At 66.7% G+C, this 25,231-nt stretch carries 18 protein-coding genes; 8 read left to right on the top strand and 10 right to left on the bottom strand.

The window, feature by feature from the left end; all coding sequences use genetic code 11:
- The first annotated feature begins 1 nt into the window (after window position 1).
- Window positions 2–3,109 (top strand): type I restriction endonuclease subunit R, encoded by a 3,108-nt coding sequence (locus LQF09_RS18675; protein ID WP_270068688.1) that lies wholly within the window; start codon window positions 2–4, stop codon window positions 3,107–3,109.
- A 381-nt stretch (window positions 3,110–3,490) separates the two neighbouring features.
- Here LQF09_RS18675 and LQF09_RS18680 read toward each other — a convergent pair whose 3' ends face one another.
- Both LQF09_RS18680 and LQF09_RS18685 read right to left on the bottom strand, forming a co-directional pair.
- On the bottom strand, window positions 3,491–6,004 hold the full coding sequence (locus LQF09_RS18680; protein ID WP_270068689.1) for an ABC transporter permease: 2,514 nt from the start codon (window positions 6,002–6,004) through the stop codon (window positions 3,491–3,493).
- On the bottom strand, window positions 5,988–6,686 hold the full coding sequence (locus LQF09_RS18685) for an ABC transporter ATP-binding protein (protein WP_002931993.1): 699 nt from the start codon (window positions 6,684–6,686) through the stop codon (window positions 5,988–5,990). Before LQF09_RS18685 ends, LQF09_RS18680 begins: the two co-directional genes overlap by 17 nt.
- A gap of 229 nt (window positions 6,687–6,915) precedes the next feature.
- On the opposite strand from LQF09_RS18685, the gene LQF09_RS18690 reads away from it, so the two are divergent.
- From LQF09_RS18690 to LQF09_RS18705, 4 genes are read left to right on the top strand one after another with little or no spacing between them, the layout of a single operon-like run.
- Window positions 6,916–8,130, top strand: a complete 1,215-nt coding sequence (locus LQF09_RS18690; RefSeq protein WP_270068690.1) for a CNNM domain-containing protein — start codon at window positions 6,916–6,918, stop codon at window positions 8,128–8,130.
- 19 nt (window positions 8,131–8,149) lie between these two features.
- On the top strand, window positions 8,150–9,517 hold the full coding sequence (locus tag LQF09_RS18695) for a hemolysin family protein (protein ID WP_270068691.1): 1,368 nt from the start codon (window positions 8,150–8,152) through the stop codon (window positions 9,515–9,517).
- 27 nt (window positions 9,518–9,544) lie between these two features.
- On the top strand, window positions 9,545–10,666 hold the full coding sequence (locus LQF09_RS18700; RefSeq protein ID WP_002931998.1) for an AI-2E family transporter: 1,122 nt from the start codon (window positions 9,545–9,547) through the stop codon (window positions 10,664–10,666).
- Between the two features lie 50 nt (window positions 10,667–10,716).
- A complete protein-coding gene (locus tag LQF09_RS18705) occupies window positions 10,717–11,646 on the top strand; it encodes a DNA-3-methyladenine glycosylase family protein (RefSeq protein ID WP_270068692.1) in 930 nt (309 codons plus the stop codon).
- On the opposite strand, the gene LQF09_RS18710 is transcribed toward LQF09_RS18705, so the two are convergent.
- Window positions 11,647–12,552 carry a LysR family transcriptional regulator gene (locus tag LQF09_RS18710; RefSeq protein WP_270068693.1) on the bottom strand — a complete coding sequence of 302 codons (906 nt, stop codon included), beginning with the start codon at window positions 12,550–12,552 and terminating at the stop codon, window positions 11,647–11,649.
- Between the two features lie 156 nt (window positions 12,553–12,708).
- On the opposite strand from LQF09_RS18710, the gene LQF09_RS18715 reads away from it, so the two are divergent.
- Both LQF09_RS18715 and fghA read left to right on the top strand, forming a co-directional pair.
- On the top strand, window positions 12,709–13,824 hold the full coding sequence (locus LQF09_RS18715) for an S-(hydroxymethyl)glutathione dehydrogenase/class III alcohol dehydrogenase (protein ID WP_353736328.1): 1,116 nt from the start codon (window positions 12,709–12,711) through the stop codon (window positions 13,822–13,824).
- 16 nt (window positions 13,825–13,840) lie between these two features.
- A complete protein-coding gene (fghA, locus tag LQF09_RS18720; protein WP_270068694.1) occupies window positions 13,841–14,689 on the top strand; it encodes an S-formylglutathione hydrolase in 849 nt (282 codons plus the stop codon).
- Window positions 14,690–14,733: 44 nt separating this feature from the next.
- Here fghA and LQF09_RS18725 read toward each other — a convergent pair whose 3' ends face one another.
- The 5 genes from LQF09_RS18725 to LQF09_RS18745 form a co-directional block, all read right to left on the bottom strand.
- Window positions 14,734–15,135, bottom strand: a complete 402-nt coding sequence (locus LQF09_RS18725) for a type II toxin-antitoxin system VapC family toxin (RefSeq protein WP_270068695.1) — start codon at window positions 15,133–15,135, stop codon at window positions 14,734–14,736.
- Between the two features lie 5 nt (window positions 15,136–15,140).
- The gene (locus LQF09_RS18730; protein ID WP_270068696.1) at window positions 15,141–15,398 is read right to left on the bottom strand and encodes a type II toxin-antitoxin system Phd/YefM family antitoxin; all 258 of its coding nucleotides are present in this window, start codon (window positions 15,396–15,398) and stop codon (window positions 15,141–15,143) included.
- Between the two features lie 105 nt (window positions 15,399–15,503).
- Complete coding sequence (locus tag LQF09_RS18735; RefSeq protein WP_270068697.1) at window positions 15,504–16,196, bottom strand: DUF799 domain-containing protein; 693 nt, start codon at window positions 16,194–16,196, stop codon at window positions 15,504–15,506.
- Window positions 16,197–16,207: 11 nt separating this feature from the next.
- The gene (locus LQF09_RS18740) at window positions 16,208–16,576 is read right to left on the bottom strand and encodes a DUF4810 domain-containing protein (RefSeq protein ID WP_002944156.1); all 369 of its coding nucleotides are present in this window, start codon (window positions 16,574–16,576) and stop codon (window positions 16,208–16,210) included.
- A gap of 24 nt (window positions 16,577–16,600) precedes the next feature.
- Window positions 16,601–17,290: a CsgG/HfaB family protein gene (locus tag LQF09_RS18745; RefSeq protein WP_270068698.1), complete on the bottom strand. Its 690-nt coding sequence runs from the start codon at window positions 17,288–17,290 to the stop codon at window positions 16,601–16,603.
- 386 nt (window positions 17,291–17,676) lie between these two features.
- Here LQF09_RS18745 and LQF09_RS18750 point away from each other — a divergent pair, with 386 nt between their 5' ends.
- Complete coding sequence (locus LQF09_RS18750; RefSeq protein WP_270068699.1) at window positions 17,677–20,679, top strand: ATP-binding protein; 3,003 nt, start codon at window positions 17,677–17,679, stop codon at window positions 20,677–20,679.
- 38 nt (window positions 20,680–20,717) lie between these two features.
- Here LQF09_RS18750 and LQF09_RS18755 read toward each other — a convergent pair whose 3' ends face one another.
- A complete protein-coding gene (locus tag LQF09_RS18755) occupies window positions 20,718–22,616 on the bottom strand; it encodes a putative bifunctional diguanylate cyclase/phosphodiesterase (protein WP_270068700.1) in 1,899 nt (632 codons plus the stop codon).
- A gap of 234 nt (window positions 22,617–22,850) precedes the next feature.
- Window positions 22,851–25,025: a catalase/peroxidase HPI gene (gene katG / locus LQF09_RS18760; RefSeq protein WP_002932045.1), complete on the bottom strand. Its 2,175-nt coding sequence runs from the start codon at window positions 25,023–25,025 to the stop codon at window positions 22,851–22,853.
- Window positions 25,026–25,231 lie beyond the last annotated feature (206 nt).

The following is a 25,231-nucleotide window of genomic DNA, read 5'->3' on the forward strand; positions in this document are numbered from 1 at the left end:
CATGCTCGGCCAAACCACCGAACGCGCCTTTGAGTTCCATGTAGAAGACTTGCTGCTCAAGCAAGGCGGCTGGCTGTCCGGCACCAATGCCGAGTGGGACAAGGCGCGGGCGCTGTTTCCGGCGAGGGTGTTCGCCTTCATCGAAGCCACCCAGCCCAGGTTGTGGGCCGAGATGGCCGGGCAGCACGGCGGTAATTTACAGGCCATGCTGCTCGATGCGCTGGGCAAGGAGCTGGACATCAAGGGCAGCCTGCATGTGCTGCGCCACGGCTTTAAGTTCTACGGCAAGCTGTTCTGGCTGGCCTATTTCAAACCGGCACACGCGCTGTCGCCCGATGTGCTGGATTTGTATGCAAAAAACCAGTTGACCGTCACGCGGCAGGTGCCTTGTCACCCAGGCGACCACAGCACGGTGGATATGGTGCTGGCGGTCAATGGGCTGCCGGTGGCCACCATCGAGTTGAAGAACCCGGGCACGCATCAGACCTGGCGGCACGCCATCAAGCAATACCAGAGCGACCGTGATCCGCGCGTGCCGCTGTTCGACTTCAAGAAGCGGGCGCTGGTGCACTTTGCCGCCGATCCCGACGAGGTGTGGATGACCACCCGGCTGGCGAAGGAAAAAACTTTCTTTCTGCCCTTCAACCGGGGCAGCCACCCGGGGCAGATTCAGTGCGGCGCAGGCAACCCGCAGCACGCTAGCGGCTACCGTACCGGCTACTTCTGGCAGGAAACGCTGCAGCGCGACAGCTTTCTCGACATCCTCGGGCATTTCCTGTTCATCGAAAAAGACGAGCAGAAGGTAGACGATGGCCGGGGCGGCAAGAAACTGGTCACCACCGAAAAACTGGTCTTCCCGCGCTACCACCAGCTGGATGCGGTGCGCGCCCTGGTGGCTGCGGCCCGCGATGAGAGCGCCGGCCACAATTACCTGATCCAGCACTCGGCCGGCAGTGGCAAGACCAACAGCATCTCGTGGTTGTCACACCGACTGGCCAGCCTGCACAACGTGCAGGATCAGAAGGTATTTGATTGCGTGATCGTCATTACCGACCGCAAGGTGCTGGACAAGCAGTTGCAGGATGCGATCTACCAGATCGAGCACGCGCAGGGCGTGGTCAAGGCCATCGACCAGGATGCCAAGCAATTGGCCGATGCGCTGATCGACGGCACCAAGATCGTCATCACCACGCTGCAGAAATTCCCCTTCGTGCTGCGTGGCCTGCTGCACGCGGCCGGAGCCGAGAATCAGGACAAGGCCAGCGACCAAGAGAAAGCTCAAGCCAAGGCTTGGCAAGCCGCCATTGCGGCGCGCCGTTATGCGGTGATCGTGGACGAAGCGCATTCCAGCCAGACCGGAGAAACCGCGCGCGAGCTGAAAAGCATTCTGGGTGCCGCAGCAAACAACGGCGCTGCGGGCAATGGTGATGAAGAAGCGGATTGGGAAGACCGCCTGAACCAGATCATGGCTTCGCGCGGTCAACAGAAAAACCTGAGCTTTTTTGCCTTTACCGCGACGCCCAAGGGCAAGACGCTGGAACTGTTCGGGCGTGAAGGGGGTAGCGGAAAACCGGAGGCCTTCCATACCTATTCGATGCGCCAGGCCATCGAAGAAGGTTTCATCCTCGACGTGCTGCGCAACTACACCACCTACAGCACCTGGTTCAAGTTCGTGAAGACGGTGGAGGACGACCCCGCCATCCCGAAGAAGAAAGGCGCCAAGGCGCTGGCGAAGTTCAAGGAGCTGCACCCGCACAACATCGAACAGAAGACGGAAGTGATCATCGAGCACTTCCGCGAGCATGTGCGGAAGCAGCTTGGCGGGCGGGGCAAGGCGATGGTCGTGACGGCCAGCCGCATCCAGGCGGTGCGCTACAAGCTGGCCTTCGAGCGTTACATTCGAGAACAGGGTTATGCCGATATCCGCTCGCTGGTAGCCTTCAGCGGCACGGTGAAAGACCCGGATACCGGTATCGAATACACCGAGCCGGGCATGAACCCGGATGCCGTCACCGGCAAGCCTATCCCGGAGAGCCAACTACCCGAGCGCTTTGGCTCCAGCGATTACCAGGTACTGCTGGTGGCCAACAAGTACCAGACCGGCTTTGACCAGCCGCTGCTATGCGCGATGTACGTGGACAAGCGGCTGGATGGCGTGCAGGCGGTGCAGACTCTGTCGCGCCTGAATCGCAAGATTGCCGGCAAGGACGAGCCCTTTGTGCTGGATTTCGTTAACAGGCCGGAAGAGATCTACGCTGCGTTCAAGCCGTATTTCGATTCCACCAGTCTGCAGGAGTCCGCTAACCCCGAGATGCTGGCCAGCATCAAGCACGAGCTGGATCAGCTGCAGATTTATCACTGGAGCGAGGTCGAGGCGTTTGCACGAATTTTCTACCGCCAGGTGGATCGGCAGAACCCAGCCGATCACGCCCATATGCAACGCCATCTGCAACCGGCGGTGGATAGGTTCAAGGCTATCGAGACCGACGACATACGTTCCAGCTTCCGCGACAAGTTGGGCGGCTATGTGCGGATGTACTCGTTCCTGAGCCAGATCCTGCCGTACGCTGACCCCGATCTGGAGATGCTGTACAGCTACGGTCGTTTCCTGCTGCCGCATCTGCCATTGGATCGCGACAACACCGTGGTCAAGATCGGCAACGAAGTAGAGTTGCAGTATTACCGGCTACAGCGCGTTTCCAGTGGTGCGATTGAATTGAAGGCGGGTGAGCCGGAAGGCGTATACAGCCCTACTGATGTCGGCACCGGCAAGGCCAAGGAAGAAAAGGCGCCACTGTCCGAGATCATCCAGGTGCTCAATGAGCGTTTCGGTACCACCTTCAGCGATGAGGATCGGCTGTTCTTCGACCAGATCAAGGCACGGGCCACCAGCAACAGCCAGGTGGTTCAAACCGCCATGGCCAACCCGCTGGACAAGTTCCAGTTGGGGGTGCGCAAGCTGATCGAGGATTTGATGATTCAGCGGATGACCGAGAACGACAAGATCGTCACTCGCTACATGGATGACGGCGATTTCCAGCGCACCGCTTTTCCTATATTGGCGCGTGAGATTTTTGATGCGATCCGAGCTGAGCATCCCACTGAATGAGAGCGGTGTGAATCATACGCTTCAAGAAGATAGTGGCAGCTCGTAGATTAGAGAGCTGTCAATCAACTTGAAAAGGCATCAGGCAGTTACGGGTCGGATCCGGCTGTAGCCTCAAATGACAAGCGGTCGATGACCGCCACAAACAGGTGAACGACAGGTGCCCGGCGCATTGCCGCCCGATTGTGCGCACCAGACCAACGGCTCCTCTGGCCGAACAGCCGCCTTCGGCCGCCCCCCACAGTCCCTATCACGCGTCACCTGAAAGCAGCTTCGCACACCATGAGAGCCGCCATGCCCGCCACCGCCCCGGTCGCCAACAGCGGACAGCAGGGCTCCCATACAGGCGGCGAGCATGGGCAAATGATCAGGCTGGCATGAAGATCAGCCACCAGCGCTGCGTAACAGCGCTGCCGGTGACATGCGCAGTTGGCGCAGGAGATAGTGAGCGCCGAACCCAAGCGCCCCCACGCTGATCACCGCCGCAAGCAGGCTGCCGGCGAACCAGCCCAAGGGCGCATCGAGTTGGAGCCGGTAGTGCAGCAGCAGTGCGCCCAGCGCACTACCGGCCACGCTGGCGAAGGCCGTCGTCAGTGCCGCGAGGAGCAGATACTCCAGATACAGGGCGTGACCGATGGCACGGACTCTGGCGCCGAGGGTGTTGAGCAAGGTGGCGAGATAGATCTGCCGTGCGCGACCCGCGGCGATGACGCTGACCAGTACCAGCAGGCTGGCGCTCAGGGTGACCGCTGCAATCGCGCTCAGACCTGCCGCAGCACGGCCCAGGATGGCGCGCGCCTCGTCGAGGAGCAGGTCGGTGCGCACCGTGACCACGTTGGGCTGTGCAGCGGCGATGCGGTTCTGCGTGGCGACCGCATCCGCCCCGTTCATGTAGGCCAGGCCGACGTAGCGGGTGATGAAGGGATCGAGCGCGCCGTCCGAGAAGATCGCCTCCAGCCACAGGCGCGACTGGAAGCGCTTCTGGGCATAGATCGCGACGAGCTCCGCGCTGATCCGCTGGCCGAGAATCTCGAACGCCAGCGTGTCGCCGACCTGCAGGCCGAGCTGATCGGCTTCGCGGTCTTCCATCGCCACCCGTGCCGGACCGCGGTAGTCGTCCGGCCACCAGGCGCCGCGGGTGACGACCACCTGGTCGAAATTGTTCTGCAGGGTGCTCATCTTGTGCTCGTCACGCGCCTCCAGACGGCGGCGCGGGTCGGCACTGTCACGCAGTGCTTCGTCGTTGACGGCGGCGAGGCGGCCCAGGACCAATGGCGCGAGATCGACCTGTTCGAGCGACGGGGCTTCATGCACCAGCGCTTCGAAGTCGTCCTTGTGCGCGGCGGCGATATCGTAGAACACCAGCGCAGGCGCGCGCTCAGGGACGGTCTCCTCGATGGTGTGCAGCAGCGCAAGCACGACCAGGGTCGACGCGACAAGCAGCGTGAGCGCGGAGCCGAGTGAAAGCAGGGTTGGACGCAGCGGCGAATCGGCCCGGTACAGGCCGGTGACAGCCATGCGCAAGGCGAACCGGCCCACCAGCCAGGGACTACCGGCCAGACGCCGTGCCAGCATCCGCAACAGTCGCACCAGCCCTTCGAGCAAGGCCAGCACCAGCAACAACGCGGCGACAAAGGCAAGGCCGAACAACGGGTCGGGCATCACGACCAGCAGAAAGCCGACCGCCACCAGGGCGCAGAGCGCCGTCAGCCACCAGGCACGAGCCGGCGTGCGGGTGGTGACGCCGAGCACGCCGCGGAACAGGGCGGCAGGCTCGATGGTGAGCGCGCGGCCCAGCGCGGGCAGCGCGAAGAGCAGCGCGATCAGCACCCCCATCAACCATGCGGCGGCGAGCGGTGCGATCAGCACCGTCCACGCCCCGGCGACCGGCAGGCGTTCGGCCACCACACTACTGCCAATCACCGCCAGCAAGGCGCCCAACAGCACGCCGCCCAGAGCCGACGCGCCGGCCAGGATCAGGATCTGCAACAGATACACAGCCGCCAGCCGGCCGTCGCGCAAGCCCACTGCGCGCAGTGTGGCGAGGGTGCCGAGCTTGCCCTGCAGGTAAGCCTGCACGCTGTTGAACACCCCCAGCCCACCGATGAAGAGCGCGCTGAAGCCGATCAACAGCACGCCCGAGCCGATCTGTCCGAGGACTTCACCCAGCCGGGCATTGCGCTCGATGAAGGTGCGCACCTCAGCCTCGCTGTCGGGGAAGGCGCTCATGAACGCTTCGCGCCAAGCGTTCGGCGCGAGTTCGCTGCGCACCCGATAGCGATACTCGGGGCGGCTGCCGGGTTGCAGCAACGCGGTATCCGCGAGGGCGGCGGCAGAGATCAGCACGGGCGGGCCGCTCCAGTCGGCACGCAGGCTGCGGTCGGGCTGGCGCGCGATGATGGCGCGCACTTCCAGCAGGCTCTCGCCGAGCTCGATCCGCTCGCCTACCGTCAAGGCCAGCCGTTCGGCGAGCACGCGGTCAACGGCCGCGCCATGCACGCCGCCCCGAACGGCGAGTGCGTCATTCAAGGCTTGTGTCGGCAGGAGTTCCACCGTGCCGTAAAGGGGATAGGTGTGGTCGGTGCTCTGCAGTTCAACCAGATGCGCATCACCCGCCGCAGTCATCAGCATGGTGCGAAACTCGATCAGGCGCGATACGGTGCCGCGTGCCTGCATCCACTCCAGCATCTCTTCGGGCAGCGGCACCCGGGTGCGGACCTCGACATCGCCGCCGAACAGCACGCGGGTATCTGCCAGCAGGCTGGCGCCAACCTGGCGATACAGTCCACCACTGGCCGCGATCAGGGTCACGCCCAGCGCCAGACAGGCGCAGAACACCCATAGCGTGCGCCCGCTGCCGCGCAGATCGCGCCAGGCGAGCTTAAGCAGGGTGGGCATCGGACACCGCCGCAAGCGGTTCATTCTCTACGAGCTGCCCCCCGGACAGACGGAGCACACGGTCGCACCGTGCGGCGAAGCGCATGTCGTGGGTGACCAGTACCAGGGTCGTCCCGCTCTCGGCGTTCAGATGGAGCAGCAGCTCGCCGATCGCGGCACCGGTGCGGTCGTCGAGGTTGCCGGTGGGCTCGTCTGCGAGCACCAGCTTGGGTTGATGCACCAGCGCGCGGGCGATCGCCACGCGCTGCTGCTCGCCACCGGAAAGCTGTCCGGGGTAGTGATCGAGCCGCCCGCCCAGCCCTACGCGATCGAGCATCGCCCGGGCACGCTCGCGCGCATCCCGCCGGCCTGCAATCTCCAGCGGCAGCGCGGCGTTGTCCAGTGCACTGAGGCTGGGCACCAGATGGAAGGACTGAAACACGATGCCCATGCGGTCGCGCCGCAGGTCGGCAAGTTGATCGCGATCCAGCGTCTCCAGCGCACGACCATCAAACAGCACCGACCCCGCTGCGGGCCTCTCAAGTCCGGCGAGCAGCAATAGCAACGAGGTCTTGCCGGTGCCCGACGGGCCGGCGATCGCCACGCGTTCGCCGGCGGCGATGCTGAGGCTCACGTCGCGCAGGATGTCGATGCGCGATTCACCCAGGGTGTAGTGCATGCTCAGGTTCTGGAGTCGGATCATCAGGGCATTGATCTCATGGGTGGGTTGGTACGGCAGGCGATGCCCCGGCCTGCTGCGGGGGTCGGGCCATCCATGACATGGCCCTGTGTTCGTCCCGCGCGCCGGCTTTTCGTTCCGGGCACCACAGAGGACGGCCCCATGCCACGCAAGCACACATCCGGTGAAGGTATTTTCTGCTAGTCTCGCCGCTTCTCAACTGCAGCGTCCGGCACACCGGTACGCGCCTTTCATGAACGACCCTGAGCCTCGATCTTACCTTTCCTCTCGCTTCCACCTCTGCGCCGGCCTGCTGCTTCTCGGCCTGGCGCTTCCGGCAGCCGCAGACACCGGCCTGGTTGCCGACCCATCGAGCAGCGACGTCATCCTGCTCCTCACCTATGTGCTGCTCGCACTGCTGTTCTCCTTCATGTGTTCGGTGGCGGAAGCCGTGCTGCTCAGCATCACGCCGTCCTTCATCGCTGAGCTCGAAAGCTCCGACCCCAAGCGCGCCGCCCTGCTCAAGAAGCTCAAGGGCGAGAACATCGACCGCTCGCTGGCCGCGATCCTCACCCTGAACACCATTGCCCATACCGTGGGGGCCATCGGCGCCGGCGCCAAGGCTACGGCAGTGTTCGGCAGCGCCTGGTTCGGCGTGTTTTCGGCCGTGATGACCCTGCTGATCCTGTTCCTCTCGGAGATCCTGCCGAAGACCCTGGGTGCGGTGTATTGGCGCAGTCTGACCGGGATCACCGCGCTGTACGTGAACATCCTGATCAAGAGCATGTATCCGCTCATCCTGGTGTCCGAGAAACTCACCAAACTGATCGCACGCGGGCAGACGGTGCATGTCTTCAGCCGTGACGAGTTCATCGCCATGGCCAACATCGGGCAGGAAGCCGGACACATCAACGACCGCGAATCGCGCATCATCCGCAACCTGTTTCGTTTCGGTTCGCTGCGTGCGCAGGACATCATGACGCCGCGCACAGTGATGGTGGCCCTGCCCGAGGGCCTGAACATTTCCGACGCCTTGCAGGCGAAGATGAGCACGCCCTTTTCCCGCATCCCGGTCTACGCTACCGACTTGGACGCCGTGACCGGTTTCGTGTTGCGCGAGGATCTGCTGCTGGCGCAGACGCAGGGCACGGGCAACCGGCCGCTGACCGCTCTGCGCCGCGACATCCTGGCCGTCGCCGGCGCCACCCCCTTGTCGACCCTGCTCGAACTGCTGCTGGACAAGCGCCACCACATCGCGGTGGTGATTGGCGAGTACGGCGAGACCAAGGGCGTGGTCACCCTGGAAGACGTGGTCGAAACACTGCTCGGCATCGAGATCGTCGACGAGGGCGACAAGGTCGATGACATGCAGCATCTCGCCCGGCAACTGTGGGTGAAGCGAGCACGCGCGCTTGGGCTGGAGGTGGATGCGGAAAACAGCGCGCCACCGACACCGCCGTCGCACTGATTCAGCACAAGAGTCCGCCATGGATATCCTGATACTCGTCACCCTCATCCTGCTCAATGGCGTGTTCGCCATGTCGGAGATCGCCCTGGTCACGGCGCGGCGTGCACGCCTCGCACGACTGGCCGAGGATGGCGACCGGGCTGCGGCCGTCGCCATCCAGCTAGGCGAGGACCCGAACCGCTTTCTGTCCACCATCCAGATCGGCATCACCTCGATCGGCATCCTCAGCGGCATCTTCGGTGAGGCTGCGCTCGCCGGTCCGCTGGCCGAGTGGCTTCAACGCCTGGGCGTGGCCGAGCGTCCGAGCGAGATCGGCGCGACCACCCTGGTCGTCGTGATGATCACCTATGTATCGATCGTGATCGGCGAACTGGTACCGAAGCGCCTGGGCCAGCTCGACCCGGAAGGTATCGCCCGCCTGGTGGCGCGGCCGATGAGCATGCTTGCAGGCGTCTCACGCCCCTTCGTTCGCCTCCTGTCAGGCTCGACATCCCTCATGCTGCGTCTGATGGGCCAGCGCGAGACGCTGGTGTCGACGGTGACCGAGGAAGAGATTCATGCCCTGCTCGACGAGGGTTCGGAGGCCGGCGTGATCGAGAAGAGCGAGCACGAGATGGTGCGCAATGTGTTCCGCCTCGATGAGCGGCAGATCGGCTCGTTGATGGTGCCGCGTTCGGATGTCATCTGCCTGGACGTCAAACGCCCGCTCGACGAGAACCTCGCCCTGGTCGCAGAATCGGCGCATTCGTGCTTCCCGGTGTGCCGCGGCAGTCTCGACGATATCCTGGGAGTTGCAAGCTCGAAGAAGCTCTTTGCGCAGGTGCTCCGCGGCGAGCCGGTAGACCTCACGAAGGATCTGCAGGAGGCGGTCTATGTGCCCGAATCGCTGACCGGCATGGAACTGCTCGATCGCTTCAGGAGCTCGGGCACCTACTTCGTGTTCGTGATCGACGAGTACGGCGAGGTCCTCGGCATGGTCACCCTCCACGACGTGATCGAGTCGGTCACGGGCGAATTCGTGACCCAGGACGACGAGGATGCCTGGGCGGTGCAGCGCGAGGACGGCTCCTGGCTGCTGGATGGGCTCATTCCCATCGTCGAGATGAAGGACCGGCTCGGCTTCAAGCAGGTGCCCGAGGAAGACAAGGGCCGCTATCACACCTTATCGGGGATGATGATGTGGCTGCTCGGCCGCCTGCTCGGCCGCCTGCCCGGCACCGGCGACGTGGCCACCTGGGAGGGCTGGCGCCTGGAGGTGATCGATCTGGACGGCAAGCGCATCGACAAGGTTCTGGCAGTGCGCCTGCCGGAGCTTGATACAGAGACTCCGCTCGAAGGAGAGCCGGATGACAGTGTTCGCGAGCAACCCCCGATCGAGGCCCGGTGAGGCCGTGACTCGCTGGGCGCACCGACCATGATCGACCAGGTCGCCGAACGCCTGGTGCGCCGAGTCATCCTGGGTTTTCTGCTGGGCGGGCTGTTGCTGCTCGGCTACGCGGTGCTGCATCTGTTCATCGTACCGGTCGCGTGGGCGATCATCGTCGCCTACGCGACCTGGCCGCTCTTCCTGCGTCTCCGCGATCGCCTGACACGCTATCCGGGTCTCAGCGCCTTCCTGATGACAATGCTGCTGACGGCGGCCTTCGTGCTGCCCGCGCTGTGGATTGCCGTCCTGTTGCGCGGGGAGATCGGCTCGGCCATCGCCGCGCTGACCGCTCAGCTCCGCCAGGGGCCACCAACGCTGCCCGAGTTCATCCATACGCTACCGTGGCTGGGGACGTATCTGCAGGGCGTACTCGACGACGTGGTGCGTGACCCGGAGTCATTTCGGGAACAGATGACCAACTGGGTCAGCCAGGGGGCGGACCATCTGGTGGGGCTGGTGGGCGACGTCGGTCGCAATGCCGCCAAACTGGGCTTTGCGCTGATCACCGTGTTCTTCCTGTTCCGCGACGGCGAGACAGTGCTGAATCAGGTCCACCGCGTGCTGTACCGGTTCCTTGGTAGCCGTATCGACAACTACCTCGCAGCGGTCGGCAACATGACCAAGGCCGTAGTCTGGGGGCTGGTTGCCACCGCGCTTGCGCAGGGATTCGTGGCGGGTCTGGGTTACTGGTGGGCGGGCATGCAGGCGCCGGTGCTGCTCGGCGCGATCACCGCGCTGATCGCCCTCATCCCTTTCGGCACACCGTTCGCCTGGGGGGCTGTGGTCGTCTGGCTGCTGATCCGCGGCGACACTGTCGAGGGGCTCGGCCTGCTCGCCTGGGGCGTGCTGGTGGTGAGTTGGGTCGATAACCTGGTGCGCCCGCTGGTGATCAGCAATGCGACGCGCATCCCCTTCCTGCTGGTCATGTTCGGCGTGCTGGGCGGGCTGGCGGCGTTCGGGCTGGTGGGGCTGTTCCTCGGCCCGGTGGTCCTGGCGGTACTGATGGCTGTGTGGCGGGAGTGGATGGAGGAATCCGATCTGCGCCTGCCGATAGCGCCGGGCGCCAGGACCGACGAAGCACGGAATTCGCCGGACGTTCCGTCATCTTGAGTGCAGTCCTGGCATTGGCCTACACGAATGGCGTCCGATCCAGTCGAACCATGCCCACCACCCTCTCCTGCACCCTCGCGCTGCCCGCCACCTTCCGGCCGGGCGACATTCTCGCCTTCCACCGCCGCGACGCGCATGAAGTGGCCGAGTCGGCAGACGCGGCGTCCTTGCGCAAGGGACTGGTGTGGAACGGCCTGGCGGCGTGCCTGGCGCTGCGCTTCGAGCCGGGTCGGGCGGTGGCCGAGCTCGCCATCGACGGCGCGGCGGCTGCGGAGTGCTCGGCGCGGTTCCAGGCCATGGTGCGGCGCATGCTCGGGCTGACCCAGGACATCGAGTCCTTCGAGCGCCAGCACCGTGCGCACCCGCAGGCCGGCGCGCTGATCGCTCGCCAGGCCGGCTTGCGCGTGGCGGTGGCGGCGACGCCATTCGAGGCGCTGAGCTGGGCGGTGACCGGGCAGCAGATCAGTCTGGGGGCGGCGGTTGCGTTGCGGCGCAAGCTGATTGTGGCGGCGGGGGTGCGCCACACCTGCGGCCTGATGTGCTACCCGGACGCCGGCCGGGTAGCGGCGCTGACGGTGGCGGCGCTGCGCGCCGAGGGCTTCTCCGCGGCCAAGGCAAACACCCTGCACACCCTTGCCCACCTGGTGGCGGACGGTACGCTGCCGCTCGACGCCTGGCTGCACACGCTTGCGGTGGACGACATCCGCAACCAGCTGATGAGCGTGCGCGGCGTTGGCCCGTGGACGGTGGATTACACCTTGCTGCGCGGTTTCGGCTGGATGGACGGCTCGCTGCACGGCGATGCGGCCGTGCGGCGTGCGCTGCAGGCACTGCTCGGTGCGCCGGACAGGCTCGGCGAGCACGATGCGCGCCGCTGGCTGGCGGGTTTTTCGCCGTGGCGCGCGCTCATCGCCGCGCACCTGTGGGCGGCTGACTCGGCGCTGCCGGCGCACACGGGCAGCGGCCGCCGGGCGCCCTGACTACGGAAACTGCGCGCGCTCGCCGAAGTACTCCACCAGCCGGTCGAACACCAGGCGGATGCGCGCCGCCACCGGGCCGCGCTGCGGGCGGTACACCGACAGGCTCCAGGGCTCGGGCGCGAGTTCGGGCAGCACCTCGACCAAGCGCCCTGCGCGCAGGTGCGGCGCCGCCAGGTAGGCGGTGAGCTGGCCGAAGCCGACGCCGGCCAGCACCGCCTCGGCCTCGGCGCCGGTGTCGTCGGTGGCGAAGGTGGGTGCGCGCGGCAGCCATTGCTGGCCGCCGGCCAGGAACCACGCCCACGGCCGCCCGGTGTTGGGGTCGATGGCGACGGTGGTGGGGCGCTCGGCCAGGTCCTGCAGCGTCGCCGGGGCGCCGCAGCGCGCGAGCAGTTCGGGCGCGGCGACGATGTGGAAGGACACGCGCGACACAGCGCGTGCGACGAAGCGGCTGTCGCGCAACACGCCGACACGGATGCCGATGTCGATCTGCTCGTCGACCATGTCGGCAAACTGGTCGGAAAAGCGCAGGTCGAGCTGCAGCCCGGGGTGCTGCGCACACAAGGCGCCGAGCACGCGCATCAGCCCGTGGCGGCCGAGCGCCCGCGGCGCGGTGATGCGCACCAGGCCGGCCAGCTCGCTGTCGCGCGCCTGCTCGGCGCCGTGGAAGATTGCATCCACGCCCTGCAGGCTGTGGCGCGCGCGCGCCGCAAGCTGCTCGCCGAACTCGGTGATGCGGTTGTGGCGGGTATTGCGGTGGAAGAGCAGTTCGCCGATGTGGTCCTCCAGTTCCTTCACGGCGCGGGTGACCGCCTGCGGCGACACGCCGAGGCGCTTGGCGGCGTCCTTGAAGTTGTGCGATTCGGCGGCGGTACAGAAGATGCGCAGCATCTCCAGGCGGTTGAGCATGCTCGGAGTCCAGTTTGGCCAGGGCCAGGCCGAAGCCTGGAGTATTCCAGAAACTGGAAGCGTGAAATCTCAAATTAATCATTTATCGGATTTAGCGGCATGGCGATACTTTGCCGGTCGCAGGCCGTGGGCCCGCTTGCCATCAGGATGTCCGCCATGACCATCAAATCCCGCGCCGCGGTTGCCTTTGCTGCCAACCAGCCCCTGCAGATCGTCGAGGTCGACGTCGAGCCGCCCAGGAAGGGCGAGGTGCTCGTGCGCATCGTCGCCAGCGGCGTGTGCCACACCGACGCCTTCACGCTGTCGGGCGACGACCCCGAGGGCATCTTCCCGTCCATTCTCGGCCACGAGGGCGGCGGCATCGTCGAGGCGGTGGGCGAAGGCGTGACCTCGCTCGCCGTGGGCGACCACGTGATCCCGCTGTACACGGCCGAATGCCGCGAGTGCAAGTTCTGCAAGTCGGGCAAGACCAACCTGTGCCAGGCGGTGCGCGCGACCCAGGGCAAGGGCCTGATGCCCGACGGCACCACGCGCTTCTCCTACCAGGGCCAGCCGATCTACCACTACATGGGCACCTCGACCTTCTCGGAATACACCGTGGTGCCCGAGATCTCGCTCGCCAAGATCCCCAAGGACGCGCCGCTCGACAAGGTCTGCCTGCTTGGCTGCGGCGTCACCACCGGCATCGGCGCGGTGCTCAACACCGCCAAGGTGGAAGAAGGCGCCAGCGTGGCCATCTTCGGCCTCGGCGGCATCGGCCTGGCGGCGATCATCGGCGCCAAGATGGCCAAGGCTGGGCGCATCATCGCCATCGACATCAACCCCGCCAAGTTCGACATCGCCCGCGAGCTGGGCGCGACCGACTTCGTCAATCCGAACGATTTCGACAAGCCGATCCAGGAGGTCGTCGTCGACATGACCGACGGCGGCGTCGATTACTCCTTCGAGTGCGTGGGCAACGTCAAGCTGATGCGCGCCGCGCTCGAGTGCTGCCACAAGGGCTGGGGCGAATCGACCATCATCGGCGTGGCCGGCGCGGGGCAGGAGATCAGCACCCGGCCGTTTCAGCTCGTCACCGGCCGCGTGTGGCGCGGCAGCGCCTTCGGCGGCGTCAAGGGCCGCACCGAGCTGCCGAGCTACGTGCAGAAGGCGCAGAGGGGCGAGATCCCGCTCGACACCTTCATCACCCACAACATGCCGCTCGACGACATCAACCAGGCTTTCGAGCTGATGCACGAGGGCAAGAGCATCCGCACGGTGATCCATTTCTGACGCGGGAGAGCAGATCGTGAGCCTGGAGATCCTCAGCACCCAGAAGAGCTTCGGCGGCTGGCACAAGCGCATCCGCCACCACTCGGACGTGCTCGGCTGCGACATGGTGTTCGCGGTCTATCTACCGCCCCAGGCCGCGCAGGCAGGCGCCCGCCTGCCAGTGCTGTACTGGTTGTCGGGGCTCACCTGCACCGACGAGAACTTCATGCAGAAGGCGGGTGCGCAGCGCATGGCGGCCGAGCTCGGCCTCATCATCGTCGCCCCCGACACCAGCCCGCGCGGCGCCGAGGTGCCCGGCGACCCGGACGGGGCCTGGGACTTCGGCCACGGCGCCGGCTTCTATGTGAACGCCACCCAGGCGCCGTGGTCACACCACTACCGCATGCACGACTACGTGGTCGAGGAGCTACCGGCGCTGATCGAGGCCAACTTCCCCGCCTCCGACCGCCGCGGCATCAGCGGGCATTCGATGGGCGGCCACGGTGCGCTGGTGTGCGCGCTGCGCAACCCGGGGCGCTATCGCTCGGTGTCTGCCTTTGCGCCGATCAGCAACCCGATGCAGTGTCCCTGGGGCGAAAAGGCCTTGTCGCGCTACCTGGGCGAAGACCGCGCGCAGTGGCGCGAATGGGACACCTGCGCGCTGATCGCGCAAGCCGGCGAACGCCTGCCGCTGCTGGTCGACCAGGGCGAAGCCGACGGCTTCCTCGCCGAACAGCTCAAGCCCGAGGCCCTGCACGCCGCCGCCACCGCCGCCGGCCACCCGCTGACGCTGCGCCTGCAGCCGGGCTACGACCACAGCTACTACTTCATCGCCAGCTTCATCGACGACCACCTGCGGCATCACGCAAGTGCATTGGCGGGGTAAGCACGACGGATGGTCGCTTTCGCCAACCATCGGCGCGGACGCGGCTACGCGAAAGGATTCAACACATCCACCCCGAGGGTTTTGAAATCCGCAACATTGCGTGTGACAACGGTGAGACCCTGCGTCCGCGCAGTCGCGGCGATCATCGCGTCCTCGTAGAGTGTGTCGGACTGGCGGTGCATCAGCCTCGCCCACTCCCTGAAGGCCGCAGCATCCATCGCCAGCACGTTCCAGGCGCTGGCCACGCGCTCGAGCCAGGCTTCGATCTCGGCGGCCTTGGCCGGATCCTGTTCGCGCGTGCGTTCAATCCCGGCCTGAATCTCGCCGAGCGTGACCACCGACAGGAACAGGCTGGCGTCCTCCACCGACTGCAGCCAGGCGACTACGGCGCCGTGGGGCCGCGGCCTGCGTAGTTCGGAGACGACGTTGGTATCGAGCAGGTACATGTGGATCAGCCCAGATCCACCGGCGCGCGGCGCCTGACCATGCCGCGCGCGGGAACGAGCTCTTCGATGCGCGCCTCATCCGCCAGCAGCAGGGCCTTGAGCGAGGGCTGCGCCGCGGCCTGCAGGCGACGCCACTCCTGCACCGGAATCAATACCGCGGCCTCGACACCTCGCCGGGTGACCATCTGCGGACCCTCGGCCAGACAGCTGTCGAGGAACTCGCTGAACCGCGCCTTCGCGTCCTGTACCGGCCACACATGCATGATCACGCCTCCTGACTAGCTTTGTGACTAGTTTGTACTGATGGGGATGGGCCGTCAATTCCTCATCGCATGGTGCTCGGGGCCTCACCCGCCCCGAGGCGCGTGTCAGCGCGGCACGCTTCCATCCTTCTGATAATTAGGCGAACGCGGCCCGTACAGCATGCCGCTCGGCCTGCCTGCCGCCAGCAGGCGGTTACTGGTGATGCCGGCGATGGGATGCGACTTGTTGGTCACGCTCTCGACGATCTGGGCCACCACGGCCTGCACGAGCAGGCCGACCAGGCCGCCGCTGGAGCTGCGGCCTTCGGCGCTGGAGGCGGTGGCCTCGCCCTGCCACAAGGACTGCCCGCTGCGCAGATCGACCAGCCTGGCCTCGGCGGTGACGCGGCTTTCGCTCGCCAGCACCGCGTAGCTGGTGCCGTACTGCTTGATGTTGATGTAAAGCACGGCGTCGGCACCGAAGATTTCGCGCAGCTTCTGCGGTGCCACCTCGTGCATCTCGGGCGGGTTGTACAGCCCGTTCTGGCGGAAGGTCTCGTCCACCAGGCTGACCGGGAGCACGTAGTAACCGGACTCTGCCAGCGGCAACGTGACCTGCGACAGCATGCTGTAGGTGGCGGCCACGTCGGGCGAGCTGTTGAGCGGCGGCAGCACCAGGATGGAGGCCGGGCGGCTCTGCTTGAAAGCGCTGTAGTCGTAGGGCGTGGGCGTCGCGCAGCCGGTGGCGATGAGGGCGGCGGCAAACGCGGCGGCCAGCCCGGCCTGCGCCGAGCGGATGGAAGGGGTTCGGAATCGCATCGTCGGGCGCCTCAATTCGTTCGCTTGAACTTGCCGAGCAGGAAGTCGATGTAGCCGGCGCTTTCCGGATAGAGCGCCTTCTCGGCTTCGAAGTACTTCACCATCTGGTCGCCCTGCTCGCCTTCGGCGTACAGCAGGCCGAGGTGCGCGTTGTAGCCCGGCGGCACCGGCCTGCCGGCGGCACGCGCCTTCTCCAGGCCGGCTTCGAGGCTGGCGATCTGCTCCTGCGGCCCGACCTCCTTGGTGAAGTGGCCGTAGAGCGCGGGCTGGTAGTCGCCCCAGTAGTAGAGCGGCTGCGGGCCAGTGGCGCAGCCGACCAGCAGCAAGGTGGCGGCGAGCGCAAGCACGGCCGAGCGCCGTGCAGACAGGAAACGCATCATCGTGGAGCTTCCGTTGCGTGCCGATCAGCGGCCGGGTTGCCAGGCGCCGGACTCGATGCCCTCGACCAGGCGGTTGACCGCTTCGCGCATGGCGAGGTCGAGCACCTTGCCATTGAGCGTGGAGTCGTAGCCCGCGGTACCGCCGAAGCCGATGACCTCGCGGTTGTCGAGGCTGTACTCGCCTGCGCCCTGGGCCGAATAGACCACTTCCGAGGTCTCGACGTTGACCACGTTGAGATTGACCTTGGCGTAGGCGATCTGCGACTTGCCGCGCCCGAGGATGCCGAACAGCTGCTTGTCGCCGGTTTCCTTGCGGCCGAACTCGGTGACGTCGCCGGTGATGACGAAGGTGGCGCCCTTGATGTTCTGCGCCGACTTGGCGAGCGCCGCCTCCTGCTTGATCTCCGCCATGTTGTCGCGGTCGAGCACGTTGAAGCGCCCGGTCTGCTGCAGATGGGTGATCAGGACGGTCTTGGCCTGGCTGCCGAGGCGGTCGACACCATCGGTGAAGATGCCGCGCATGAAGCTGGAGCGGTTATCGAACTTGCCCACGGCGATGAGGCTGCGCTGACCGGTGTATACCGTGCCGGCCGAGGCCACCTTGGCCACCTCCAGCGTGCGCGACTGCTCGGTGGCGCAACCGCCGAGCAAGGCTGCGCCGCCAAGCAGCGCAATACCAACGGCGAGGGTGCGGAAAGCGGGTTTGCGAGGCATCTGGGCGGGCTCCGTAATATGTCAATGGAAAAGCCCGGCATTCTGCCGCAAAGCGCAGCCTTGTGCATGCGCACATGATCGAGGCACAACCCGGACGCCATCGCCTTCAGCCCCTCGCGGCTGGCGCCGCTCCCACGGCGGGAACAAGCGCCGCAGCCCATCCTGCAGGAGCGGCGTCAGCCGCGAGCCTTTCCCGATACCCACCCAGCCCCATCGCCCTCAACCCCTCGCGGCGGGGAATCAGGCCCGGGAGCACTCCGATGGTGCATAATTATGGCCTGCTTTGCCCCCTGGCCGACGACCACGCGCCGTTGCCGTGCGATGCCATATCGCTCGCCCACTCTGCGCTGCCCCCGGGCCGGGCCAACGCACTGCCCGCTGCCGACATGAACACTGCCACCCTCTCCGCCGCCCCTGCCCAAACCGCAGACGGCATACGCACGCTGTGGCTGCGGTTCATCCTGCCGCTGGCCCTCATCTCGCTGCTGATGAGCGTGACCGGGGTGGTCGGCTACCGCTACCTGAGCGAGGAGATCCGCCGCGAGACGCACCGCACGCTGGCGGTGATCGCCGAGCAGAAGCGCCAGCAGATCGAGAACTCGCTGCACGAGACCCGGATCGACGCCGAATCCTACTTCTCGGCCGACTCACGCTTCGAAAGCCTGTACGCCACCTGGCTGGCGGGCGGACGGGGCGACGGCGTCCGCCTCGAGCGCATGCGCGAGCATCTCGTCGAGATCGCGCGCCGCCGCGGCTGGGGCGGGCTGGCCATCGTCGATGCCGGACTGCGGCCGGTGCTGAGCATCGGCGGCACCGATATCGGGCCCTTGCATGCACTGGCGGCAGACATCCTCGCGCGCCCCCGGGTCGAGCTCATCGACCTGCACCGTGACGCCGCGGGCGAGGTGCAGTATGGCGTGCTGGCCCCCATCGGCGAGCCGGGTGCAGCGCGGGGCGTGGTGTATCTGACCTGGAAGGCGAGCGCTGCGCTCTACCCCCTGGTCGAATCCTGGCCCGTGCCCACGCACACCGCCGAAACCTATCTCGTGCGCCGCGACCCCGCCGGCGTGCGCTTTCTCACGCCCTTGCGGCACGCCCCCGAGCCGGCCCTGGCGCTCACCCGCCCGCTCGACGCGCCTGCGCTGCCCGCAGCGCGCGCGGTGGAAGGGCAACTCGGCATCCTCGAGAATGGGCGCGACTACCGCGGCGTGCCGGTGCTCGCCTATGCGGCCGCGGTCGGCGGCACGCCGTGGCTGATGCTCGCCGAGATCGACGAACGCGAAGCCTACGCCGGCATCCGCACCATGGCCTGGGCCACCGCGCTGGCGATGGGCCTGGGCCTGGTGCTGGTCTATTCCGGCGGCTACCTGCTATGGCGGCGCGACCAGGAACGCCAGGAGCTTGCCGCACTGCAGGCCCAGCGCGCGGCCGAGGCGCGCTTCCGGGTGATGTTCGAGCAGGCGCCGCTCGGCGTCGTGCTGCTCGACTCGGAAAGCGGACGGATCACCGAGGCCAACCGGCGCTTTGCCGAGATCGTCGGCCGCCCGGTTGCGGAACTGACCGGACTCGACCCCGCACGCATCACCCACCCCGAGGACGTGGAAGCCGGCCTGAGCGAGCTCGATCGCCTGCGCCGCGGCGCCAGCACCGGCTACCGGCTCAGCAAGCGCTACCTGCGGCCGGACGGTTCGACGGTGTGGGCGAGCCTGACCTGCGCGCCGGTGCGGGTGTATTCCGAGCCCGCACCGCGCTACCTCGTCATCGTGGAGGACATCAGCGCGCGCAAGGAGATGGAAGAACGCCTGCGCCAGGCTACCGCCACTGCCGAGGCGGCCAATGCGGCCAAGAGCGAGTTCCTCGCCCACATGAGCCACGAGATCCGCACGCCGATGAACGCGGTGCTCGGGCTGGCCCAAGTGCTCGAGCGCGAGCCGCTCGCCGCCAACCAGCGCGACATGGTCGAGCGCATTCGCAGCGCGGGCCAGTCGCTGCTCACCATCCTCAATGACGTGCTCGACCTGTCCAAGATCGAAGCCGGCCAGTTGCGCATCGAGCCGCGACCGTTCGACCTCGGCGTGCTGCTCGCCAACGTCGACAGCCTGATGGGCCAGGCTGCGCGTGCCAAGGGGCTGGCGCTGCATGTGGACGCCCCCGCCCCGCTCGAGCACGCGCTCCTCGGCGACGGCTTGCGCATCGAGCAGGTGCTGTTCAACCTCACCGCGAACGCGATCAAGTTCACCGAGCGCGGCGAAGTCACGGTGCGGGTGCGCGCGCATGACTGCGGCGCAGCAGCACTGCGGCTGCGGGTCGACATCCTCGATACCGGCATCGGCATCGCTCCGGAGGCGCTCGGCCGCCTGTTCGCACCGTTTGCCCAGGCTGACGCAGGCATCGCGCGCCGCTTCGGCGGTACCGGGCTGGGCTTGTCGATCTGCAAGCGCCTGGTCGAACTGATGGACGGCGAGATCGGCGTCGACAGCCGGGTCGGCGAAGGCAGCCTGTTCTGGTTCGAGATCCCGGTGACACGCGTCAGCGCCGACGAGATACGCCGGCTCGCGCCGCGCCGGCATGCACAGCCGCGCGGCCCGCGCCTGCAGGGCGCTCACCTGCTGGTGGTCGACGACAGCGCAATGAACCGCGACCTGGTCGAACGCGCCCTCCGCCTAGAGGGTGCGACCGCGACCCTGGCCGCAGACGGCCAGCAGGCGGTGCAGTTGTTGCGCACCCGCCCCGACGGCTTCGACGCGGTGCTGATGGACGTGCAGATGCCGGTGATGGATGGCCTGAGTGCAACGCGCGCAATCCGCGGCGAGCTCGGCCTGGGCACGCTGCCCATCATCGTGTTCACCGCAGGCGTGCGCGAGGACCAGCGCGCCGCCGCCCGCGACGCCGGCGCCGACGACGTGCTGCCCAAGCCCATGGACCTGGACCAGATGGCCGAACTGCTGGCGCATTGGGTAACGCCGCGCCAGGCCTCGCCCACCGCTCCCGCCCCAGCGCCCGCAGAAACAGCCGCAGCGACACCGGGCGACGGCTTTCCGGCCATCCCCGGCATCGACCGCGAACGCGCCATGCAACGTCTCGGCGGCGATGCGTCGATGTTCTGCAGCCTGCTGCAGATGTTTGCCGAGGACAACGCCCGTGCCGTGGCCGACGCACGTGCCGAACTCGCCCGCGGCGATCGCGCCAGTGCCGGACGCCGGCTCCATACCCTGGCGAGCAACGCCGGCTTCCTGTGCGCGCTCGATCTCATGCAGGCCGCGCGGGCACTCGAGGACGCCGTCGACCGTAGCGAGGCAAGTGCAGAGGCGCTGGACGCGGCGCTGTCGGCACTGGAAACCCAGGTCGCCACGCTGATCGCCGACAGTCTGCCCTGGCAAGCGGGCTGATCGCCACCGGCACGCGCCTGGCGCGGCCGACTTCGCACTCAGCGCCGGTCGGCGGCGACGAACTGGCGGACGAACGCCGCTTCGGGTACCGGTCTGCCGCTGTAGAAGCCCTGGTGCAGATCGACACCGATTTCGCTGAGGTGCACCAGCTGGGCCGAGGTCTCGACGCCCTCGGCCACGACCTCCAGCTCCAGGCTGTGCGCCATGGCGACGATCGCGGGGATGAGCGCCGCACCGTCGCCGTAATTGCCATCGTCATCGAACAGCGCGGCCACGAAGCTGCGGTCGATCTTGAGGCTGGTAAAGGGCAGGCGGTGCAGGTAGGAGAGCGATGAGTAGCCGGTGCCGAAGTCGTCCAGCGCCAGCCGCATGCCACGCTGGCGCAGCGTACGCAGCGCGGCAACATGGTCGCCCTCGGCGCGCAGCAGCATCGATTCGGTGATCTCCAGCTCGATCAGGGCCGGGTCGACGCCATGGCGCTCGACGGCGGCAAGCACGCGCACGAGCAGGTCGCCGCTCCAGAACTGGCGCGGCGACAGGTTGATGGCCATGCGCAGGGGGTAGGGCAGGCTGTCGCGCCAGCGCGCTGCGCAGGCCGTCGCGTTGTCCAGCACCCAGTCGCCGATCGGCACGATGAGCCCGGTCTCTTCCGCGACCGGGATGAAGCGATCGGGGGCGATCCACTCGTCACCATCATGCCAGCGCAGCAGCGCCTCGGCGCCGAACAGGCGACCGGTCGCAGTCTCGAACTGGGGCTGGTAATGCAGCTCGAAGCTGCCGTGTTCGATCGCCCGGCGCAGGCGCGCCTCCATCGACGCGCGGTGCAGCACGCGCTCCTTCATCTCCGGGGTGTGCCAGCGGACCGTGCCGCCGCCGTCGCGCTTGGCGGCGTACATCGCGGTGTCGGCATTGCGCAGCAACTGCTCGGCGTCGGCCGCGTCGGCCGGGAACATGCTGAGGCCGAGGCTGGCACCGACGTGAAGGTGGTTGCCGTCGGTGACGAAGGGCGACTCCAGGAGTTCGAGCAGCGCTCGCGCCCGCGACTCGGCAAGCTCGCGGCCATCAACTCCAGGCATGAGCACGATGAACTCGTCGCCCCCCTGGCGCGCCAGCACCTCGCCGTTGGCCAGGCCGCCAACCAGGCGCTCCGCGACGGCTTGCAACAGGTGGTCGCCGAGACGGTGGCCCAGCGAGTCGTTGATGTCCTTGAAGCGGTCGAGGTCGATGAACACCAGTGCCACCTGGCCGCCAGCGGCCGTCGCTGCCGTCAATGCCTCGGCCAGACGCTCTGCGAGCAGGAAGCGGTTGGGCAGGCCGGTGAGCTGGTCGTGCTCGGCCAGATAGGCGATCTGCGCCTCGTGGCGCTTGCGCTCGGTAATGTCGGTGACCGAGCCCGACATCTGGTAGGCAACGCCGCGGCGGTCACGCACGGCGATGCCACGCGATGCGATCCAGCGGTACTCGCCGCTGTGCGAACGTACCCGGTACTCACAGTAAAAGAACGGCGTCCTGCCTTTGAGATGCTCGGCCACGGTGCGGTTGTAGTGCGCGCGGTCGTCCGGGTGCACCAGCGCCAGCCAGGCGTGCGTATCGAGCAGGAAGTTCTGGCTGTAGCCAAGGATCTCCAGCAGACGGTGGCCAACGTCGAGACGCTTGCTGACCGGGTCCCAGTCCCAGAAGCCGTCGTGCGCGGCCTGCATCGCCAACTGATAGGCGCGCTGAGTCGCCCGCAGGCGCTGCACCTGGGCGCCCGTACTTACCGCGACGTAGAGGAAGACAACGGCCAGCGCCAGGTGCACGCCCGGCGGCCAACCCCAGTGCCGGAACAGGAGGAAGAGCAGAACCAGCAACAGCAAGCCGGCGACACGCACGGCAATCGCCCGCCCGCCTGCGAGCAGCCGAGCCGCTGAATCGGTCGCCAGCAGGTTCATCGCCATGCCCGTGGACGCGCTGCAAGGGCCATGGCGCAAGGGCCGAAATCGATCATCGTCCTCCGCCGCAAAGCGGGATCGTCAACAAAAAATGGGCGGTGTCAGCCGACACCGCCCGCAGAAGCTTAACGAGGAATGGGACGCCTTGCAGCATCAATCGCCCACGCGCCGCGGGCCCTTTGCAAGCGTCATTGCACCCCCTTTCGCCGCAGCCGAGGCGGCGAAAGGGTTCCGCAGCGATCAGCCGAGATCGAAGCGGTCGGCGTTCATCACCTTCGTCCAGGCAGCGACGAAGTCACGCACGAACTTCTCCCTGCTGTCGTCCTGCGCGTACAACTCGGCGTAGGCGCGCAGGATGGCGTTGGAGCCGAACACCAGATCGACCCGGGTTGCGGTCCATTTCTTCGCGCCGCTCTTGCGCTCGACGATGTCGTAGCTGTTGCGCCCGGTGGGCTTCCAGCTGTAGCGCATGTCGGTCAGATTGACGAAGAAGTCGTTGGTGAGCGCGCCGACACGATCGGTGAACACGCCGTGCTGGCTGCCGCCGTGGTTGGTGCCGAGCACACGCAGACCGCCGATCAGCACGGTCATCTCGGGCGCCGTGAGCCCGAGCAGCTGGGCGCGGTCGAGCAGCATCTCCTCGGGCTGCACGACGTAGTGCTTCTTCTGCCAGTTGCGGAAGCCGTCATGCTCCGGCTCGAGCACGGCGAAGGACTCGACGTCGGTCTGCGCCTGGCTGGCATCGCCGCGCCCGGGGGCGAAGGGCACCTCGACATCGAAGCCAGCGGCCTTGATCGCCTGCTCCAGGCCGACGTTGCCGCCGAGCACGATGACGTCGGCCACGCTGGCGCCGGTCTCGGCGGCGATCTTCTCGTAGGCGGCGAGCACCCTGGCGAGGCGCGCCGGCTCGTTGCCTTCCCAGTCCTTCTGCGGCGCAAGGCGGATGCGCGCACCATTGGCACCACCGCGCTTGTCCGAGCCACGGAAGGTGCGCGCGCTGTCCCAGGCGGTGGCGACCAGGTCGCCGACCGACAGGCCGGCAGCAGCGATCTTCGCCTTCACCGCCGCCACGTCGTAGTTCTTGTTGCCGGCGGGCACCGGGTCCTGCCAGATGAGATCTTCAGCCGGCACGTCGGGGCCGATGTAGCGCGCCTTCGGCCCCATGTCGCGGTGGGTCAGCTTGAACCAGGCGCGGGCGAAGACTTCTTCGAAGTAGGCCTGGTCGTCGCGGAAGCGTTCGGCGATCTTGCGGTACTCGGGGTCGAACTTGAGCGCCATGTCGGCGTCGGTCATCATCGGCTTGCAACGGATCGACGGGTCCTCGACGTCGACCGGCATGTCTTCCTCGGCGATGTTCACCGGCTCCCACTGCCAGGCGCCGGCAGGCGATTTCTGCAGCCACCAGTCGTGCTTGAACAGCATGTCGAAGTAGCCGTTGTCCCACTGCGTGGGCTTGGACGTCCACGCGCCTTCGATGCCGCTGGTCACGGTGTCACGGCCGATGCCGCGGGTCTTGTGGTTCACCCAGCCGAAGCCCTGGTCCTCGATGTCCGCGCCTTCCGGTGCAGGGCCGAGGTTGGCTGCGCTGCCGTTGCCATGCGCCTTGCCGACGGTGTGGCCACCCGCGGTGAGCGCGACGGTCTCCTCGTCGTTCATTGCCATGCGGGCGAATGTCACGCGCATGTCGTGGGCGGTCTTGAAGGGGTCGGGCTTGCCGTCGACACCCTCGGGGTTCACGTAGATGAGGCCCATCATCACCGCGGCGAGCGGATTCTCGAGGTCGCGCTCGCCGGAGTAGCGCGAGCCCTCGCCGCCGCTGGGGGCGAGCCATTCCTTCTCGGAACCCCAGTAGATGTCCTTCTCGGGGTGCCAGATGTCCTCGCGGCCGAAGCCGAAACCGAAGGTCTTGAAGCCCATCGACTCGTAGGCCATGTTGCCGGCGAGAATGATGAGGTCGGCCCAGCTCACCTTGTTGCCGTATTTGCGCTTGATCGGCCACAGCAGGCGGCGGGCCTTGTCGAGGTTGCCGTTGTCGGGCCAGGAGTTGAGCGGGGCGAAACGCTGGTTGCCGGTGCCTGCGCCGCCACGACCGTCGGCGATGCGGTAGGTGCCGGCCGCGTGCCAGGCCATGCGGATCATCAGGCCGCCGTAGTGGCCCCAGTCGGCCGGCCACCACTCCTGGCTGTCGGTCATCAGCGCCTTGAGATCCTTCTTGAGCGCCTCGACGTCGAGCTTCTTGAGTTCTTCCCGATAGTCGAAGTCCGCGCCCAGCGGGTTCGACTTGCTGTCGTGCTGGTGGAGGATGTCCAGATTGAGCGCGTTGGGCCACCACGCCATCACCGAGTTGCTGGAAGCCGTGTTCGCGCCATGCATCACCGGGCAACCGCCGGCCGTGTTGTTGTCATTCCCGCTCATCATGTTCTCCTGTAATGGTCCATCTCACCTACGGAAAAAGGCAGTGCAAGCGACTCGCCCAAGCTGACGCCCCGAGGCCTGCAACACACACGACCGATACGGTCGCCGTGCTCCCCGACTGCCCATGACTTCAGCTTAGCAAAGGAATTGGCAATTGAAAGCAATAACATCGATTGCAACACACTATCGACACCGATCCCGGCAAT

The sequence above is a fragment of the Thauera sp. WB-2 genome, from assembly GCF_027594845.1.
Lineage (GTDB): Bacteria > Pseudomonadota > Gammaproteobacteria > Burkholderiales > Rhodocyclaceae > Thauera > Thauera mechernichensis.

What these genes read in the sequence shown, in the direction of transcription:
- LQF09_RS18745 (WP_270068698.1), bottom strand. Translation starts at nt 17,290, where the DNA reads ATGCCTCGCAAACCCGCTTTCCGCACCCTCGCCGTTGGTATTGCGCTG.
- LQF09_RS18735 (WP_270068697.1), bottom strand. Translation starts at nt 16,196, where the DNA reads ATGCGATTCCGAACCCCTTCCATCCGCTCGGCGCAGGCCGGGCTGGCC.
- LQF09_RS18685 (WP_002931993.1), bottom strand. Translation starts at nt 6,686, where the DNA reads ATGATCCGACTCCAGAACCTGAGCATGCACTACACCCTGGGTGAATCG.
- LQF09_RS18740 (WP_002944156.1), bottom strand. Translation starts at nt 16,576, where the DNA reads ATGATGCGTTTCCTGTCTGCACGGCGCTCGGCCGTGCTTGCGCTCGCC.
- LQF09_RS18730 (WP_270068696.1), bottom strand. Translation starts at nt 15,398, where the DNA reads ATGCATGTGTGGCCGGTACAGGACGCGAAGGCGCGGTTCAGCGAGTTC.
- LQF09_RS18705 (WP_270068692.1), top strand. Translation starts at nt 10,717, where the DNA reads ATGCCCACCACCCTCTCCTGCACCCTCGCGCTGCCCGCCACCTTCCGG.
- LQF09_RS18675 (WP_270068688.1), top strand. Translation starts at nt 2, where the DNA reads ATGCTCGGCCAAACCACCGAACGCGCCTTTGAGTTCCATGTAGAAGAC.
- LQF09_RS18750 (WP_270068699.1), top strand. Translation starts at nt 17,677, where the DNA reads ATGAACACTGCCACCCTCTCCGCCGCCCCTGCCCAAACCGCAGACGGC.
- LQF09_RS18715 (WP_353736328.1), top strand. Translation starts at nt 12,709, where the DNA reads ATGACCATCAAATCCCGCGCCGCGGTTGCCTTTGCTGCCAACCAGCCC.
- LQF09_RS18695 (WP_270068691.1), top strand. Translation starts at nt 8,150, where the DNA reads ATGGATATCCTGATACTCGTCACCCTCATCCTGCTCAATGGCGTGTTC.
- LQF09_RS18680 (WP_270068689.1), bottom strand. Translation starts at nt 6,004, where the DNA reads ATGCCCACCCTGCTTAAGCTCGCCTGGCGCGATCTGCGCGGCAGCGGG.
- katG (WP_002932045.1), bottom strand. Translation starts at nt 25,025, where the DNA reads ATGAGCGGGAATGACAACAACACGGCCGGCGGTTGCCCGGTGATGCAT.
- LQF09_RS18690 (WP_270068690.1), top strand. Translation starts at nt 6,916, where the DNA reads ATGAACGACCCTGAGCCTCGATCTTACCTTTCCTCTCGCTTCCACCTC.
- LQF09_RS18700 (WP_002931998.1), top strand. Translation starts at nt 9,545, where the DNA reads ATGATCGACCAGGTCGCCGAACGCCTGGTGCGCCGAGTCATCCTGGGT.
- LQF09_RS18725 (WP_270068695.1), bottom strand. Translation starts at nt 15,135, where the DNA reads ATGTACCTGCTCGATACCAACGTCGTCTCCGAACTACGCAGGCCGCGG.
- LQF09_RS18755 (WP_270068700.1), bottom strand. Translation starts at nt 22,616, where the DNA reads ATGGCGATGAACCTGCTGGCGACCGATTCAGCGGCTCGGCTGCTCGCA.
- LQF09_RS18710 (WP_270068693.1), bottom strand. Translation starts at nt 12,552, where the DNA reads ATGCTCAACCGCCTGGAGATGCTGCGCATCTTCTGTACCGCCGCCGAA.